The sequence below is a fragment of the Micromonospora sp. IBHARD003 genome, from assembly GCF_056106285.1.
Genome location: NZ_JBWBBX010000001.1, coordinates 7,702,111 through 7,718,561 on the forward strand (window position 1 = coordinate 7,702,111; position 16,451 = coordinate 7,718,561).

Sequence of the window (16,451 nt, forward strand, 5' to 3'; positions counted from 1 at the left end):
TTCGCCGTTTCTCCCGGTGTGATGGCGATTCCGGGAGGAACGGCGGCAGATAGGCACATAGGTTGCTCCGATCATCATTTCGCAACCTGTCCCTCCGCACCTTCCGTGCCCCCGTGTGGCGGGGAAGGAGATGGCGGGCACACGTAACTCCCGCGCGGTAAATCGGCCGTTCGGCTGATAGTTCCGCTGCGATCGAATGGACGTGAATGCGCAGAGTCATGAGCCGTCACGGCTTGTGATGTATTTTGCGCAGCCCTTTCACCGTCCTGTGATCATTCCAGGGAGTTCGCCATGTCCGCATTCAGACCCCCTGGGGGATCCCCAGCAGAGGCCCGGAAAGCGTGGACATCCGCTTCCCGGGCACGTCGTTGCTGGGCCGGTGTGCTCGGAGCCCTGCTGGTGCTGGGACCTGCGCCCTCGCTGTCCCTGGCGACCGAGCGAAGCGCCGGCGTCGCCGGTGTGGCCACGGGCGGCAGTACGGCACAGGCGAAGGGCCACGGCGGTACCGGGTCGGCCAAGGCGGCGGCCCTGCCCCTGGACTGTACCGGCGACAGGATCTACGCCCTCCAGAACGGTGCCAGTGCCTCGGACTTCGGCACCCTGCTGTCGCTCGACGCGAGCACCCTCGCGGGACCGACGCCGACGGTGACCGCGACGGTGGTCAGCAAGATCCCCTCGGGGGGAATGACCAACGCACTCGGCATCCTCCCGGGCGGCACCGGCGCCTATGTCGTCAACCGGACGGGCGGCGCCTCCTCCATCGTCGTCCACGGCTATGACGCGGCGAGCGACACCTGGACCAGCTACAGCGGCACGACACCCGGCAACGGAGTGGTCGTCGTCGCCGGCGCGGTCGACCCGGCCAGCGGCATCTACTACTACGCCGCCCTCAATCCCTCCTCGGCTCCGGGCAAGGTCAAGGTCTACGGCTTCAACACCGTGACCCACACGGCGATCCAGGGTGTGATCGCCACCTTCGACCTGCCCATCAGCAGTACGTCGGGCGCCAACGGCGACATCGCCTTCGACGCCGCCGGCAACCTCTACATCGTCACGTCCGCCAACGGGGTCAACGACGCCGCGATCGGTGTCGTCGACGGACCCCTTCCCCAGACCGGCTCCGCCACGGGCGTCGCACTGCCCGTCACGGTTCTGGCGGACATCGACAATCCCCAGCAGCGCCAGTACAACGGGATCGCCTTCGACAACGGTGGGAAGCTGTTCATCGAGTACAGCACCGGCACCACGACGTTCCTGCAGGCGGTCAACCCGAACAACGGGCAGCTCATCGGTCAGCCGAAGCGCCTGTCGGATCAGGCGTTCGTCTCCGTGGACCTCGGTGCCTGCTCGACCAACCCGACGCTGACGCTCCAGAAGAACATCGTCGGGCGGTTCATGGAATCGACCACGTCCAACGACCAGTTCGAACTGTCGATCGACGGCGGTGGCATCAGCGCAGGCAACACCGCCACCACGACAGGGAACACGACCGGCGTCCAGCCGGAGAAGGTCGGACCGGTCATCGGCGTGGCGAACACCACGTACACCCTCGCCGAGACCGCGGCGTCGGGCGGCGACCTCGACAACTACACCACGACGTACGACTGTGTCGACACGGCCAACGGCAATGCTCCGGTGACCTCCGGTGCCACCACGTCCTTCACACTGCACTTCCCCGCCGCCGAGTCGGGGCGCAGCAGCCCGCGCATCCTCTGCACCTTCACCAACACCCCCGACGACCCCGACCCGTCACTGTCGCTGACGAAGTCGGCCGGTCCGGAATCGGTGACGGCCGACGGGCAGCCGGTGACGTACACACATGTGGTGACGAACACCGGGAACGTGACGCTCACCGGTGTGACGGTGGCCGAGACGGCGTTCTCGGGTACCGGGACGGACCCGGAAGTCTCATGCCCGAGCACCTCCCTCGCCCCGGGTGCGTCGATGGAGTGCCGGGCGACGTATGCGGTGACGCAGACCGATGTGAACGAGGGAGAGATCGAGAACACCGCGACGGCGACCGGCACTCCGCCGTCGGGCCCCGCGGTGACGGCGACGGCGGAGGAGACGGTCACCGCCGACCAGCAGCCGTCGCTGTCGCTGGCCAAGACGGTGGTCGGGGACGGTGGTGTGTTCCGTGCCGGTGAGGTGCTGACGTACTCGTACCTGGTGACCAACACCGGCAATGTGACGGTGTCGAACGTGTCCGCGAACGATGTCTCCTTCTCCGGCACGGGACCCGAGCCGGAGATCTCCTGCCCGCCGGGACCTCTCGCTCCCGGTGACGCGGTGACCTGTACGGCGACCTACACGGTGACACCGGACGACGTGGTGGCCGGGGAGATCACCAACACAGCGGTCGCGACGGGCACCCCGCCCTCCGGCCAGACGGTGACGTCGAACCAGTCGTCCGCCGTGTTCACCCCGCAGCGCAGACCGGAACTGAGGCTGGTGAAGACGGCTTCGCCGACCGTGGTGACACAGGCGGACCAGCGCGTCGACTACACGCTGGTCGTCAGCAACACCGGCAATCTCCCGCTGAGCCAGGTGAGCGTGACCGACATCGCCTTCTCGGGCACGGGGACGGCTCCGGTGGTCTCGTGTCCGGCCACCGCACTCGGCCTCGGCGAGTCGATGACGTGCACGGCCTCGTACCTCGTGACACAGACCGACATGAACACGGGCACCGTGACCAACACGGCCCGCGCGACCGGCACTCCACCGGGGGGTCCCGCGGTGACGTCCACGTCGAGCGAGACGGTGACCGCCGACCGGGATCCCTCGCTGTCGTTGGAGAAGTCGGCCGATCCGGAAACGGTGACGGCCGAGGGGCAACGGGTGACGTACACGCATGTGGTGACCAACACCGGGAACGTGACGCTCACCGGTGTGACGGTGGCCGAGACGGCGTTCTCGGGTACCGGGACGGACCCGGAGGTGTCGTGTCCGGGCACGTCCCTCGCCCCGGGTGCGTCGATGACGTGCACGGCGACCTATGTGGTGACGCAGGCCGACGTGAACGAGGGGGAGGTGCGGAACACGGCCCGCGCCACCGGCACCCCGCCCTCCGGTCCCGCCGTCACTGCGACGTCGGGCGCGACGGTGACCGCGGCGCAGACCCCCGCGATCGCGCTGGTGAAGACGGTGGTCGGGGACGGCGGGGTGTTCCGCTCCGGTGAGGTGCTGACCTACTCGTACCGTGTGAGCAACACCGGCAATGTGACACTGTCCGCGCTGAACGTGGCGGACGTCGTCTTCTCCGGATCGGGTCAGCCGCCCGAGGTGTCGTGCCCGGCAACGACCCTCGCGCCAGGTGACTCGATGGTCTGCACGGCGACCTACACCGTCACCCAGCAGGACGTCGACGCCGGTTCGATCGACAACACGGCCCGTGCCAGCGGGACTCCGCCGAGCGGCACTGCGGTGTCGGTGCAGTCGTCGGCCGTGTTCACACCCGTCGTCAACCCCGCCCTGGCGCTGGCGAAGACGGCGACCCCGGTCACCGTGACCGCGGTCGGTCAGGTGGTGTCGTACGACTTCGTGGTCACGAACACCGGCAATGTGACGCTGTCCGGCGTCAGCGTGAACGAGACCGCGTTCTCGGGTACGGGCCAGGCGCCCCAGGTCTCGTGCCCGAACACGTCCCTCGTCCCCGGCGCGTCGCTCACCTGCACGGCGTCGTACGCCGTCACCCAGGCCGACTTCAACGCCGGCTCCGTGACGAACACCGCCCGCGCGACGGCCAGTCCGCCCACCGGACCCGCCGTGGCCACACCGCCGTCCACCGCGACCGTCACCGCCCGGCAGGCCCCGGCCCTCTCCGTGGTGAAGGCGGCATCGCCCACCACGGTGACCGCGGCCGGTCAGCAGATCGACTACACGCTGGTCGTCACCAACACCGGGAACGTGACGCTCACGGACGTCCGGGTGGACGAAACCGCGTTCACGGGAACGGGCCCGGATCCCAACATCGTGTGTCCCGCGGGCCCTCTCGCCCCCGGCCGGTCGAAGACCTGCACGGCCACGTACACGGTGACGCAGGCGGACATGAACGCCGGAGCCGTGACGAACGGTGCCATCGCCACCGGGACGCCCCCTTCCGGCCCCGCGGTGACGGCGACCACGGAGGAGACGGTGACGGCGCTTCCGGATCCCGCGCTGTCGCTGGTGAAGACGGTGGCCGGGGATGGCGGTGTGTTCCGTGCCGGTGAGGTGCTGACGTATTCGTACCGCGTGACCAACACCGGCAATGTGACCGTGTCCGGTGTCTCCGCGACCGACCTCTCCTTCTCGGGTACGGGACCCGAGCCGGTGATCTCCTGCCCGTCCGGGCCCCTCGCTCCGGGCGCTGCGCTCACGTGCACGGCGACCTACACGGTGACACCGCAGGACGTGGCGGCGGTGCAGATCATTAACACCGCCGTCGCCAGGGGCACGTCCGCCTCCGGCCAGGGGGTGGAGTCCAACGAGTCGTCCGCGGTGTTCACCCCGCGGCGCAACCCGGAGCTGAGGCTGGTGAAGTCGGCTTCGCCCGCCGTGGTCACCGAGGCGGGCCAGCGCGTCGACTACCGGCTCGTCGTCACCAACACCGGCAATCTGGCACTGTCGGACGTGGGCGTGGCCGAGATCGCGTTCTCGGGGACGGGAACGGCTCCGGTGGTGTCGTGTCCGGGCACGTCCCTCGCCCCGGGTACGTCGATGACCTGCACGGCGTCGTACGTGGTGACACAGGCCGATGTGAACGAGGGATCGATCGCGAACGCGGCCCGTGCGACGGGCACTCCGCCCGGTGGGACGGCGGTGACCTCCACGTCGAACGAGACCGTGACCGTGCAGCAGGCCCCGTCGCTGTCGCTGGCGAAGACGGTCACGCCGGCCACGGTGACCGCCGTCGGCCAGCGCGTCACCTACCGCTTCGTCGTGACCAACACCGGCAATGTGACCCTGACCGGGGTCGGCGTCGTCGAGCCCTCGTTCACCGGAACCGGAACCCGGCCGGAGGCGACGTGTCCGAGCACGTCGCTGGCCCCCGGCGCCTCGCTGACCTGTACGGCGACCTATACGGTGACCGCGGCCGACATCGCCGCAGGGGCCGTGTCCAACGGAGCCACCGTCACCGGCAGACCGCCCACCGGTCCGCCGGTGACGGCGACGTCGGTCACGACGTTCACCGCCACCGTCGTCCCCGTCACGGCGATCACCCTCGTCAAGACGGCGTCGCCCACCAAGGCCACCCGCCCGGGCACGCGCGTCGAGTACCGCTTCGTGGTCACCAACACCGGCACGGTGGGGCTCTCGCGGGTGCGGGTGGACGAGACCTCGTTCACCGGCGCCGGCACCCCACCGGTGGTGTCGTGCCCCGGCACCACACTCGCCCCCGGTGAGTCGATGACCTGCACGGCGGCCTACACCGTCGGGAAGGGCGACATCCGGGCCGGCAAGGTGAAGAACACCGCCACGGCGACCGGTACGGCGCCTGACGGCCGCACGGTACAGGCCATTTCCGGAGCGACGGTGTCGACGGCCCACCACGGGGGAGGGCACCGTCCGAAGCCACCGCACGGGGGAGGGCACCGTCCCAAGCCGCCACACGGCGGTGGGCACCGTCCCAAGCCCCCGCACGGCGGTGGTTCGCACCCGTCGTCTCCACACGGAAGTGGTTCCCACTCGTCGTCTCCACACGGCGGACACCGGCCGCGGACCGGTAGTTGACCCGGTGCCCGGCCGGGAACGGCGGTGACCCCGCCGCCGGCCGGGCGGACCGGTGCCGGTACGACGCACCCATCGGACTGGCCCCGAACCTTCACGTTCGGGGCTGGTGGGCTTCTGATGGATCTCCGCGGCGTCGCGACGCCCGGCACTCACTCTCGCCGCACCGGCCGAAAACCCAAGTACGTCCAGTACGAGGGCTTCCAACCGGCACCCCGAGAGCACGCACCGGACGCCGCTCCTTCCTCCACGGAGATCCATCAGAAACCCCCCAGTCCCATGTCGGATTCGGCTCCCACCCGCGCGCGAACCCCGGGAAACGCACTCGGCGGGGCCGGTTGCCCGAATTCCCTCCGCTCCGAGTGGTTTTGCCGTCGGGAGAGTGCCCGTTTCCCCGACAGGCGTCACGCTCAGGTCATTTGTGAGGGGTGGGGTGCAGACGAGTGTGGTGGGGGAGTACTGTGCGCGGCACCAACCCCGTTGTTACACATGTTGCGTGGAGGATTGATGAAGGTACCCACCCGTGCGTGGAAGCGCTCGGGCGCTCTCATAGCGGGCACGGCCGCCGGGCTCGTCGGCGCGGGGCTGTTCGCCGCCCCGGCTTCGGCTCACACTCCCGTGTGGACGGTGACCTGCTCCGAGGTCACCGTCGATCTGAAGGCGTACAAGGACTACGTCACCAACACGGTGACCATCACGGTCGACGGCAAGGACCTGCTGCCCACCACGAAGTTCGGGCGGCAGTTCCACCAGGAGCTCAAGCTGCCCGACCACAAGTCCGACGTGAAGGTGCGCCTCGTCGTGAAGGCGGGTGACGGCGACCAGTTCTCGCGCGACGAGACCAAGACCGCTCCGCCCTGTGAGACACCGAAGCCCTCCGAGCCCCCGAAGCCCTCGGTGCCTCCGAAGCCTTCCGACACCCCGAAGCCGTCGGACACCCCGAAGCCCTCGGTGCCTCCGAAGCCTTCGGACAAGCCGGAGCCGCCCAGCTCCGCCGCGCCCGTTCCGTCGCCCAGCGCGACGAAGCCGGGTGGCCTCGCCGAGACCGGTGGGTCCAGCACCACGCCCGTGATCGCCGGCGCCGCTGCCCTCGCGGTCCTGGCCGGTGGCGGCATCCTGGTGGCGACCCGCAAGCGGCGCGCCGCGCGCGACTGACCGCTTGAGGCCGTATGTGCCCTGTGGCCCTCGGGCCGCAGGGCACATCGCCGTTTCGGGAGGCGGCGGGCATTTCAGCGCGCGAGCGCCAGCATCCCGAGCCGCCGCCAGTCCAGCCGGGGCCGGACCCTGGGCACACCGGGCCGGTGACGCGGCACCCGTACGCGCAGAGCTCCCGGTCTGATCGTGCAGCGCACGGGAGTCGGCAGGGTGAGCGCCTCACCGTCCAGGCCCACGTCGACCTCGGGGGCATCGGCATCCACGACCACCTCAGGGGCCGCGGCCACGGTCAGACCGGGTGCCCGCTCACCGCGCAGCAGATCCGCGGCCTGCGCCCCGCTGTCGACCCTGACGCACACCAGACCCAGTACGCCGCCGTCCAGCCGGTCCCGGCGGCCGAGTGAGGCCATGTCGCCCATCCGGTACGGGTTGTTGCTCACCAGAGCCGCCTGCGGGGCCTCGACGGTGTCCTGGGCCGCCCGGACGGTCAGCCGGGGACCGGCCCGGTGTGTCAGCACATCGGGGAACAAGTCGAGCGTGGTGCGCACCTTGTCGTCGCGGTACGCGTCACTCTGCACCACTGCGGCATAGGCACCGAACGACGCGTTGTTGACGAACACCCGGTCCCCGATGCGGCCGAGGTCCACCCGGAGCTCGACGCCGTCCGTCAGGGCGTCCAGTGCGGCGGCGGGATCCTCCCGGTCGAGCCCGAGATCCAGTGCGAAGTGGTTCCGGGTTCCGGCGGGGACGACCAGGAACGGGATGCCGTGCTCCGCCGCGACGCCCGCCACCAGCGCCTGGGTGCCGTCCCCGCCCGCCACCCCGAGCAGATCCGCTCCCTCGGCCACGGCCTGGCGCGCAAGAGCGGCCACATCGACCGGATGTGCCGGATCCAGCAGGACGATCCGGGCGCCGGCCCCCTCCGCCTTCTCCTTCAGCCCGAACCGCTCCACCTTGCCGCCGCCCGATCGGGGGTTCATGATCAGGAACGGTCGCTCGGGCCGGGGCGCATCGGAGACGGGCTGCTTCCCGGGCCCGGCCTCCATGGCCAGCGCCTCCCACCCGGCCGTCGCGGCGAGAGCCCCGAGCGCCAGACAGACCACCAGCAGCCACAGCAGACCCGAGGCAAGCCCCAGCCAGATCACCACCACCGGCGCGGCGACGGCCAGCACCGCGGCGCAGACCCGCACCACACCCCGGCGGGTCAGCGCCCACCACAGGGCGGCCGCCGTCACCGCCGTCCCCACCACCACGACGGCCACGAGCGCGATGCCCCTCAGGCCGGAGACCAGGACGAAGAGAGCCACCGCCGCGAGCGCGGCCACGATCGCGAACCGCGCGGCCCAGCGCTGCGCACGCATCCGCCTGCCGTCGCCGTGGCCCATGGCACCTCCGTGCTCGCCCGGTCCGGCTCCGGCTCTGACCGGACCGGATCCCAAGGCCATTGCACTACGGCGCGCCGCACGGCGCCTCCGCTGCACCTATGTCGTCCACCCCGTGCCACACGCCTGCACCTGCCGGCTCCGAGCCGGTCGGCAGGTCATTGCCGGTGTGCGCCGGTGAGTCGCACACACTCGGTGACCACGTCGCGCAGATTGCCGGTCCGCTCCATGAGCGCGCGCTGGACGGTCGCCCCGTTGCCCCTGCGCAGAAGCCCGTCCAGCGCTTCCTGCGCGGGATCGGCGTCCCCGGAGGCGTCCAGGGCCTCCCCGACATGGTGGAACAGGGCGCGTACCACCGATTCCGCCGGAGCGGGCCGCATCGTCAGCGGGTGGAGCAGCCGGTCTCCGAGGCCGTACCGTGCCGCCTGCCAGGCGCCGAGCCTGAGCAGTGAGATCTCGTGCCTCGGCGGAGGGTCCCCGGCCTGCCACTGGCGAGAGGCGGTCTCCACCAGCCCACGGACGAGGACGGCGAGAAGCACCGTCGCGTCCGGGTCCAGACACACGTCCGAGACCCTGATCTCGACCGTGGGGTACCGGTGCGACAGCCGGGCATCGAAATAGATCATGCCTTCGTCCCGGAGCACTCCGGTGCCGATCATGTCCCGCACCTGTTCGTGGTACCGGTCGGCCGACCCGAAGACCTTCGCGGGCCCGGCGGACGGCCACCGGCCCCACACCTGGCTGCGGTAGCTCGCGTACGCGCTGTCCCTTCCCTGCCAGAAGGGCGAGTTGGCGCTCAGGGCCAGCAGTACGGACAGCCAGGGCCGGATCCGGTCCAGGACGGCGACGCCCTCCTCGTCCGAGGCGACCGAGACATGGACGTGGCACCCGCAGGTGAGCTGCTCGTGCAGCGTGAGGCCGAAGCGCTCCGCCATCCACTGGTACCGCTCGTCCCGGGCCACAGTGGGGCTGACGGGCAAAGGAGACGTCGCAAGAGCGGCAACGGCCACCCCCGTCTCCTCGGCATGCCGCGACGCCTCGGCACGGCGCCGCCGGATCTCGACCGCCAGATCCTCCATCCGGGTCTGCGGCCGGGTGGCGAACTCCAGCTGCTGACGCTGCAGTTCCGCTTCGAGGACCGGGTCCTCCTGCGTACCCTCGTGCGATGCCGCGGCCAGCACGGCCGCCGACACGGCCCGGGGCTCACCGGTCTCCGCGTCCACCAGGAGGAGTTCCTCCTCCACACCCACGCTACGCACGGCCTGCACCTCTCGTCCGTGCACCCGCTCCGGGGCGTCCGGCGCCGATGGGCTGCGTGCCCATCAGCGCATCCATGGTCCACTCTCCAGCAAACCTCCGCCCACTTCCACGAGCCCGGCGACGGGCGGCGGAGGGGTGTGGGGGCCTCGCGGGGAGGAGCTGCCGGCGTCGCCCCGGATCGCGCGGCCCCCGGCAGCTCCCAGACGCACGTCTCGCGTCCGCTGAAAGCATCCTGAACACCCTGCGCACCACCATGCTCACCGAGCACTGAGCCGGCAGTCCTCCGCATGCGAGAGGCCCTGGGCCAGGAGTGGCGGTGGTATGCCTCCGGGGTGATGCTGGACCTGCCGGCTCCTTGCGGTTGGGGCCGGACCGGACGGGCGCCACGACAGCCGATGGACCCCACGGTGACAGACAGGAAGCCCGGCGAGAAGCCGGGTAGGTGTGGGAGTTGCGGGTGGGTCCTCGGAAGAGGGCCCACCCGCACGCGCATGGCCCGAGGACCGTCCCCGCGCACGTCGGTGCGAGGCGAAGTGCCGCAGGCCACGCAGGGCCACGACACAGGTCACGCAGCCAGGAAACCGGCCATGAACCAGGAAGAGCTCGACAGCGCCGCCGCCGCACTGCCCCCCGACCACACCCAGGCGATCCTGGAGACGACCAAGTACGTCGGCGAATGCGTCCTGCTCTCCGGCACCGTCTCCACGGACGAGCAGCGGAACGAGATCCTGCGGGTCGTACGGGAGGAACTCGCCGGAACACCCGTGCTGTCCGACCTGCTCGTCGTCTCGGCGAGTGCCCCCGACCACCCGGGGGAGCTTCCGTGATCCGGGTGGCGGCGGTCGGAGACATCCACCTCGGCGAGGACAGCCACGGTCTGCTGCGGCCCGCCTTCGACACCCTGGGCGCGTGCGCGGACGTCCTGCTGCTCGCCGGCGACCTCACCCGCCACGGAACCGTCGCCGAGGTGACCGGGCTGCCGGTGCCCGTCGTGGGTGTGCTGGGAAATCACGATTACCACAGCGATCAGGAGGCCGAGGTGACGGCCGCACTGCAGGCGGCCGGCGTCACCGTTCTCGAGGGTGACTCCACCGAACTCGACATCCGCGGTACCAGGGTCGGAATCGCGGGCACCAAGGGGTTCGGCGGCGGTTACGCCGGCCGCAGCGGCAGTGAGTTCGGCGAGCCGGAGATGAAGGCGTTCATCCGTCACACCCGCCACTGCGCGGCGGGTCTGCGCAGGTCGCTCGAAGAGCTTGCCGCGGGTGGCAGCACGGTGCGCATCGCGCTGACCCACTTCTCCCCGGTGCCGGACACCCTCGCCGGCGAACCGCCGGAGATCTATCCGTTCCTCGGCAGCTACCTGCTGGCTGAAGCCGTGGACGAGGCGGGTGCCGACCTGGCGGTCCACGGTCACGCTCACCGGGGAGTGGAGCACGGGATGACGGCCGGCGGAGTGCGCGTACGCAATGTGGCCCAGCCCGTGATCGGCAGGGCGTTCGCCGTCTACCACCTCGCCGCGCCCTGACGGGCACGGAGGAGCCGCCGCCCGCGCGGGCACCGAGTGCCGCCGTCCGCCCGGGCGTCCGATGGCGATCATGCCGGGCCGCTGGGATCATGGTCGCGTCAGTGCACCGGAAAGACGGGACCGTACGACGGTAGAAGCCATGGCCGACGACGCCCAGCCGGATCCGAGCGGCGATCCGTTGCTGGCCACGAAGTTCGCGGTAGCCGCCGTGCCGCCCGCCTTCGTGGCCAGAAAGCGCCTCCTGGACCGGCTCTCCGAGGGGACCGGGGGCCCGCTCACCGTGATCACCGGCCCGGCCGGTGCCGGAAAGACGACCCTCGCCGCTTCCTGGCACCAGGCCAAGCGCGCGCCGGGACCCGTCGTCTGGCTCACCGTCGAGAGCGATGACAACGCCCCCGGTGTGTTCTGGACGTACGTCCTCGGCGCGTTCCGCTACCACCGGGTGAGGTTGCCCGACATCGGCACCCCTTCCAGTACCGGCGCGGTGGACCGCTCCCTCATCGTCCGGCTCGCGTCCGCGCTGGCGCAGCTTCCCCAGCCCGTCGTCCTGGTCCTCGACGGGCTCGAACGCGCCACCGACCGCCAGGTGGCGGCCGATCTCGAGTTCGTCCTGGCCCATGCGGGCCCCGCCCTGAGGCTCGTCCTCATCGGACGGGTCGATCCGGTGCTGCCGCTGCACCGCTACCGCGCCGAGGGCCGGATCTGCGAGATCCGCCGGTCGGAACTGGCGTTCACCCCGCGCGAGACCGCGCAGCTGCTGCGCCACCACGGGCTGACGCCCTCGCACGAGAGCATCGGCGCACTCACGGAGCGGACCGAGGGCTGGGCCGCGGGTCTGCGGCTGTGCGCGCTCGCGATGCAGCGGGCCGAGGACGCCGAGCACTTCGCCCAGTCCTTCGCCGCCTCGCAGAACGCGGTCGCCGACTATCTGATGGCCGAGGTCCTGGACGCCCAGCCGGCCGCGGTCCAGGACCTTCTGGTGCGGACCAGCATCCTCTCGCACATCCATCCGGGGCTCGCCGACGCCCTCACGGGCCGCGGTGACGGAGCGGCCGTACTCGCCCGACTCGCCCGCGAGAACGCGTTCGTCGAGCCGATCGCCGACACGGACTGGTACCGCAGTCATCCCCTGTTCGCCGAGGTGCTCCGTGCCCATCTGCGCAGCCGCGACCCCGGGCTCGGCCCGGACCTGCACCGCCGCGCGGCACAGTGGTACGCCGGCGACGACCGGCTGACCGATGCGCTCGAACACGCCGTGACAGCCGGGGAATGGGACTATGCCGCCACGCTCCTCGTCGACCGGCTCGCGATCGGACGCCTGATCACCGGCCCGGACAGCCACGGTCTCGAGCGGCTGTTCCGGTCCATGCCCGAGGATGTCCCGGGCGCCGCTCCCGCACTCGTCGCCGCAGCCGCGGCACTCGCCCGGCACGACACCGAGGAGAGCCGCAGACGTCTTCGCCGTGCGGACGAGTCCACCCGGCACGGTGCCACTCCCGAAGAGGGGCTCGGCCGTGCGCTGCTGCGTCTCCTCACCGACGCGGGCAGGTGCACGGGCGATGCCGGGGACGTCGACGGCGGCGTGCGTGCGTGCATGGCGCAGATGCCCGACGCCCGGCTGGAGCAGCGCCCGGAGATCGAGGCCCTGTGCCGTTACGGCAGGGCTCAGGCGCTGCTCTCCGCGGGCCACCGTGCCGAGGCCCGGGACGCCTTCGCATCGGCGCTGGAAGCGTCGGCCGACGAGCGCACCACCACCGTGCGGTACCACGCCCTGGGCGCACTCGCCCTGACCGAGGCCGTCGACGGCATGCTGTGCGAGGCGGAGGCGCACGCGCGCGAAGGCCTGCGGACGGCCGAGGAAGCAGCCGTACCTGTCGACTGCCGCACCGGACTCTGCGATCTCGCACTGGCCGCCGTCGCGTCGGACCGCGGCGACCTCCTGGGAGCCCAGCGGCACATCGACGCCGCGGCGCACTCCCGGTGCACCGCACACGATCCGCTGGGAGCCGCCGAGATCGCGGTGCTGCGCGCCCGTCTGGCCCTCGCCCAGGGCCGTACCGCGCACGCGCTGGACGCGCTGGACGGCGCGCACTCGTCCGTCACACCGAACGGCAACCACAACGACGCACCGCACAACGGCACAGCCCGTAGGCGCGCCTCACACAACGGCACCCCGCCCGTCTGTGCCGAGGCCGAGCGCAGGGTCGCCGTGGCACGCTGCGCCGTCCATCTCGCCCGTGGCGACCCGCCGTCGGCGCTTGCCGCACTGAACGGCACGGCCCGCGACGGCTCCGCGTACACCCTCGCGTCGGCGGCCGCCCATCTGGCGGCCGGTGACACCGCGCGGGCACGCCGACTGCTGGCACCCCTCGGCAACGGCGCGGCCCCCTGCCCCGCCGACCGTGTCCGTGCCCGGCTTCTGCAGGCTCACGCCGCCGTACGGGACGAGGCGACGGGACACGCCGTGGTCCTTCTCGGCCAGGCACTCGAGGCCGCCCGTCCGCAACGCCTGCGCGCACCCTTCACCGAGTCCGGGCCCTGGCTGCGGCATCTGCTCGCACAGACCCCGGAACTCGTCGCCGAACACCCCTGGCTGACCGAGCGCCCTGATGACGTCGACGGCCGCCCGGTGATCGTCGAGCACCTCAGCCGACGGGAGCTCGACGTCCTGCGGTACGTGGCGCAGATGATGTCGACACAGGAGATCGCCGCCGAGATGTTCCTGTCGGTCAACACCGTCAAGACCCATCTGAAGAGCATCTACCGGAAGCTGTCCGTCTCCCGCCGCAGCGAGGCGGTACGGCGCGCCCGGGAGGCCGACCTGCTGTGACGCCCCCGGACGGCGGATCACCTCGTCCGGGTGATGCGCCGTGATCCGCGGGCGGGCCAGCATGTGGTTCCAGAGGTTCCCGAGGTTCCCGAGGCACGAAGGGGCCATGGCCCACGGGGAAGTGTCGGTATGCGATACGAGTTCCGCGTCTCCGGTCATCTGTCCACGGCGGTCGCCGGTGCTTTTCCCGAGCTGGAAGAGGCGACGGTGCCGGAGGAAACGGTCCTGTACGGACCGGTCACGGACGAGGCCCATCTGTACGGGCTCCTCGCCCGCTTCCAGGATCTCGGCCTGCACGTGGTGGAGATGCGCAGGCTCCCCGACTGAGCGCGCTGCGTCGAGCCTTCCCCACGGGGCGGTGTCCGGGTCCGGCTTCAGGGCCTCTCCGCGTTGGGCCCGGCCTCGCGCAGGCGGGGGCCGCGAGCCGCCGTCCGCTCGAACCAGGACCCGTACCGGTCACTGAGCCGGACCGCCGACAGCCCGTGCAGCAGCACGCTCAGCGCCACCGTCAGAGCGACCACCTCCAGCAGGGTGCGCGCGGCGGGGACGTGCTCCTTCACGGCGAGCAGACCGAAGACCAGTGAGGGAAGTCCGCGGGCCCCGAACCAGGCGGCATAGGCCACCGTCGGAAGCCGCAGCCCGCTTCCCACCAGGGCGATGGCGGCGGTCAGCGGACGCACCACGATGACGCAGAGCACCGCGTACACCACCACCCGCCAGTTGAGATGCTGCAGCGCGGGTCCGAGCATGACGGCGCCGAACGCCAGGAAGCTCATCGCCGCCAGCAGGGACGCCACGGCCTCGGTGAACCGGCCCACCTGGTCGACGCTGTGCACGCCGCTGCCCGTACCCTCGCGTGCCGTTCCGCGCCTCAGCAGTGCGGCGAAGGTGAACCCGGCGACCCAGGCCGCGACGAAGCCGCTGCCACCCGTGGCCGCGGCCAGTGTGTACGACGCCAGGGCGACGGCCAGCACCACGGCCTGGCCCCACTCCCGGCTCACCCAGTCGGCCACCCAGGCCCTGTGGAGCAGCATTCCGGTCACGGCGCCCACGGCGAGTCCGAGTGCGCCGCTGAGGACCAGCGAACGCCAGAACACTCCCACCAAGCCGTGCTGAGACGACAACGTCCCCGAGATGGCGGCGAGGAAGAGCAGGAAGAACGGCAGGACGACTCCGTCGTTGAGCCCGGTCTCGACCGTGAGGCCGTGCCGCACGAGCGGAGGCACCCGCCGGTTGGTGACGGCGGCCTTGCACACGGGGATGTCGGTGGGGGCGAGGATCACCGCGATCAGCGCGGGCTCCCAGCCGCTCAGTCCGGGCAGAAACAGCAGCGCCAGCGCCCAGCTCGCGCCGATCGCCAGCAGCAGCCCGATCGTCACCAGGCGTACGGCCAGCAGCCGGCCGAGATGCAGATCCCGCCCGCGCAGTTCGAAGGAGTCGGTGAACAGGACCAGCGTCAGCGCCGCTTCCACGAGGACGAGGACGGGTCCCGCGTCCCGCTGCGGATGGAGGATGCCGAGTCCGACCGGCCCGATGAACACCCCGCATGCGGTGAAGACGATCGGCGCGGTGACCGAGGCGCGGGCGAGCCTCCCGGAAGCCAGCGCATAGCCCGCGGTGACGGCTGCCACCGCGACCCCGGTCCACGCGGCTCCGCCGCTCATGTGCGCTCCGCGCTGCCCGCATCCGTGGGGCGCGTACCCCCCGGGAGACACACCGTCGCGTCCGCCATACGTCACCCACCACTACCCAAGGCATCACGGCCCGCCCATCGTGGTCGACGCCGGCGGACGCGGTGGGCACCGACACGGCCCGCTCACCCACGGGAGGCGCGAGTGCGCTCTGTCCGGTGCCCTCCGCCCGTCGGCGGTTCGCCCGCGACCGGCTGCGCGCCCCGTGCCAGCGCCCGCCACGCCACCGGTGGCGCCCGCCACGCTCGTGCCTTCCGCGCCGAATCACCCCTGCCGGGTGAGGGCCACGCCGCCGGGCCGTCCCACACTGGCGGCGAGCGGACGCCCGGCGTCCGACGAGAACGGCAGGAGGACGGCGATGGACGGCACTGTCTACCTCGCGTACGACTATCCGGTGCTGGGCGCGTTCTGGACCGTGATGTGGATCTTCCTCTGGGTCATGTGGCTGGTGATCCTCTTCCGGGTCATCGTGGACATCTTCCGCGACCACGAGATGAACGGCTGGATCAAGGCCCTGTGGCTGCTGTTCGTGCTGATCATCCCGTTCCTGGGCGTGCTGATCTACGTGATCGTGCGCGGCGAGGGCATGGGCAAGCGCGAGATCCAGCACGCCCAGGACCAGCAGGAGGCCTTCAACGCCTACGTCCGGCGGACGGCGCAGGGCACCGAGGGCACCACGGCCGAGCTGACCAGGCTCTCCGAGATGAAGGCCAGGGGAGACCTCTCCGAGGACGAGTTCCAGAAAGCCAAGCAGAAGCTGCTGGGCTGACCCGGGTGGCGGCCTTGGTACCCCGGGCCGCCACCGCGGGCTCCCGCCCGGGGCACCGGGGCACCGGGCGAGCGGCGTCCGGGCGCTGCGCGGAGGGACCGGATGTGATCCGATCGCCTGACACGAT

The 16,451-nt window shown here is 71.2% G+C and carries 10 protein-coding genes; 7 read left to right on the top strand and 3 right to left on the bottom strand.

Features of this window, described 5'->3' with window-relative positions:
• Window positions 1-399 precede the first annotated feature (399 nt).
• A complete protein-coding gene (locus ACTWOL_RS33585) occupies window positions 400-5,712 on the top strand; it encodes a DUF7507 domain-containing protein (RefSeq protein ID WP_474300652.1) in 5,313 nt (1,770 codons plus the stop codon).
• A gap of 504 nt (window positions 5,713-6,216) precedes the next feature.
• A complete protein-coding gene (locus tag ACTWOL_RS33590) occupies window positions 6,217-6,864 on the top strand; it encodes an LAETG motif-containing sortase-dependent surface protein (RefSeq protein ID WP_474300653.1) in 648 nt (215 codons plus the stop codon).
• A gap of 74 nt (window positions 6,865-6,938) precedes the next feature.
• Here ACTWOL_RS33590 and ACTWOL_RS33595 read toward each other — a convergent pair whose 3' ends face one another.
• A complete protein-coding gene (locus ACTWOL_RS33595; RefSeq protein WP_474300654.1) occupies window positions 6,939-8,249 on the bottom strand; it encodes a diacylglycerol/lipid kinase family protein in 1,311 nt (436 codons plus the stop codon).
• A 155-nt stretch (window positions 8,250-8,404) separates the two neighbouring features.
• Window positions 8,405-9,505 carry a glutamate--cysteine ligase 2 gene (locus ACTWOL_RS33600; RefSeq protein ID WP_474300655.1) on the bottom strand — a complete coding sequence of 367 codons (1,101 nt, stop codon included), beginning with the start codon at window positions 9,503-9,505 and terminating at the stop codon, window positions 8,405-8,407.
• 588 nt (window positions 9,506-10,093) lie between these two features.
• Between ACTWOL_RS33600 and ACTWOL_RS33605 the strand changes: the two genes are divergently transcribed.
• The 4 genes from ACTWOL_RS33605 (at window position 10,094) to ACTWOL_RS33620 (ending at window position 14,191) form a co-directional block, all read left to right on the top strand.
• Complete coding sequence (locus ACTWOL_RS33605; protein WP_474300656.1) at window positions 10,094-10,333, top strand: hypothetical protein; 240 nt, start codon at window positions 10,094-10,096, stop codon at window positions 10,331-10,333.
• Complete coding sequence (locus ACTWOL_RS33610) at window positions 10,330-11,034, top strand: metallophosphoesterase family protein (RefSeq protein ID WP_474300657.1); 705 nt, start codon at window positions 10,330-10,332, stop codon at window positions 11,032-11,034. The genes ACTWOL_RS33605 and ACTWOL_RS33610 overlap by 4 nt, the downstream gene beginning before the upstream one ends.
• 139 nt (window positions 11,035-11,173) lie before the next feature.
• On the top strand, window positions 11,174-13,864 hold the full coding sequence (locus tag ACTWOL_RS33615; RefSeq protein ID WP_474300658.1) for a winged helix-turn-helix domain-containing protein: 2,691 nt from the start codon (window positions 11,174-11,176) through the stop codon (window positions 13,862-13,864).
• 129 nt (window positions 13,865-13,993) lie between these two features.
• Window positions 13,994-14,191 carry a hypothetical protein gene (locus ACTWOL_RS33620; protein WP_474300659.1) on the top strand — a complete coding sequence of 66 codons (198 nt, stop codon included), beginning with the start codon at window positions 13,994-13,996 and terminating at the stop codon, window positions 14,189-14,191.
• A 47-nt stretch (window positions 14,192-14,238) separates the two neighbouring features.
• Here the strand turns inward: ACTWOL_RS33620 and ACTWOL_RS33625 are convergent, their stop codons facing one another.
• Window positions 14,239-15,528, bottom strand: coding sequence for a cation:proton antiporter (locus tag ACTWOL_RS33625; protein ID WP_474300660.1), 1,290 nt, complete (start codon window positions 15,526-15,528; stop codon window positions 14,239-14,241).
• Between the two features lie 385 nt (window positions 15,529-15,913).
• Here ACTWOL_RS33625 and ACTWOL_RS33630 point away from each other — a divergent pair, with 385 nt between their 5' ends.
• A complete protein-coding gene (locus ACTWOL_RS33630; protein ID WP_474300661.1) occupies window positions 15,914-16,324 on the top strand; it encodes an SHOCT domain-containing protein in 411 nt (136 codons plus the stop codon).
• Window positions 16,325-16,451 lie beyond the last annotated feature (127 nt).

Bases quoted from the DNA above. Each gene is read 5' to 3' on its own strand.
- ACTWOL_RS33605 (WP_474300656.1), top strand. From the start codon at position 10,094: ATGAACCAGGAAGAGCTCGACAGCGCCGCCGCCGCACTGCCCCCCGAC.
- ACTWOL_RS33595 (WP_474300654.1), bottom strand. From the start codon at position 8,249: ATGGGCCACGGCGACGGCAGGCGGATGCGTGCGCAGCGCTGGGCCGCG.
- ACTWOL_RS33625 (WP_474300660.1), bottom strand. From the start codon at position 15,528: ATGAGCGGCGGAGCCGCGTGGACCGGGGTCGCGGTGGCAGCCGTCACC.
- ACTWOL_RS33620 (WP_474300659.1), top strand. From the start codon at position 13,994: ATGCGATACGAGTTCCGCGTCTCCGGTCATCTGTCCACGGCGGTCGCC.
- ACTWOL_RS33590 (WP_474300653.1), top strand. From the start codon at position 6,217: ATGAAGGTACCCACCCGTGCGTGGAAGCGCTCGGGCGCTCTCATAGCG.
- ACTWOL_RS33615 (WP_474300658.1), top strand. From the start codon at position 11,174: ATGGCCGACGACGCCCAGCCGGATCCGAGCGGCGATCCGTTGCTGGCC.
- ACTWOL_RS33630 (WP_474300661.1), top strand. From the start codon at position 15,914: ATGGACGGCACTGTCTACCTCGCGTACGACTATCCGGTGCTGGGCGCG.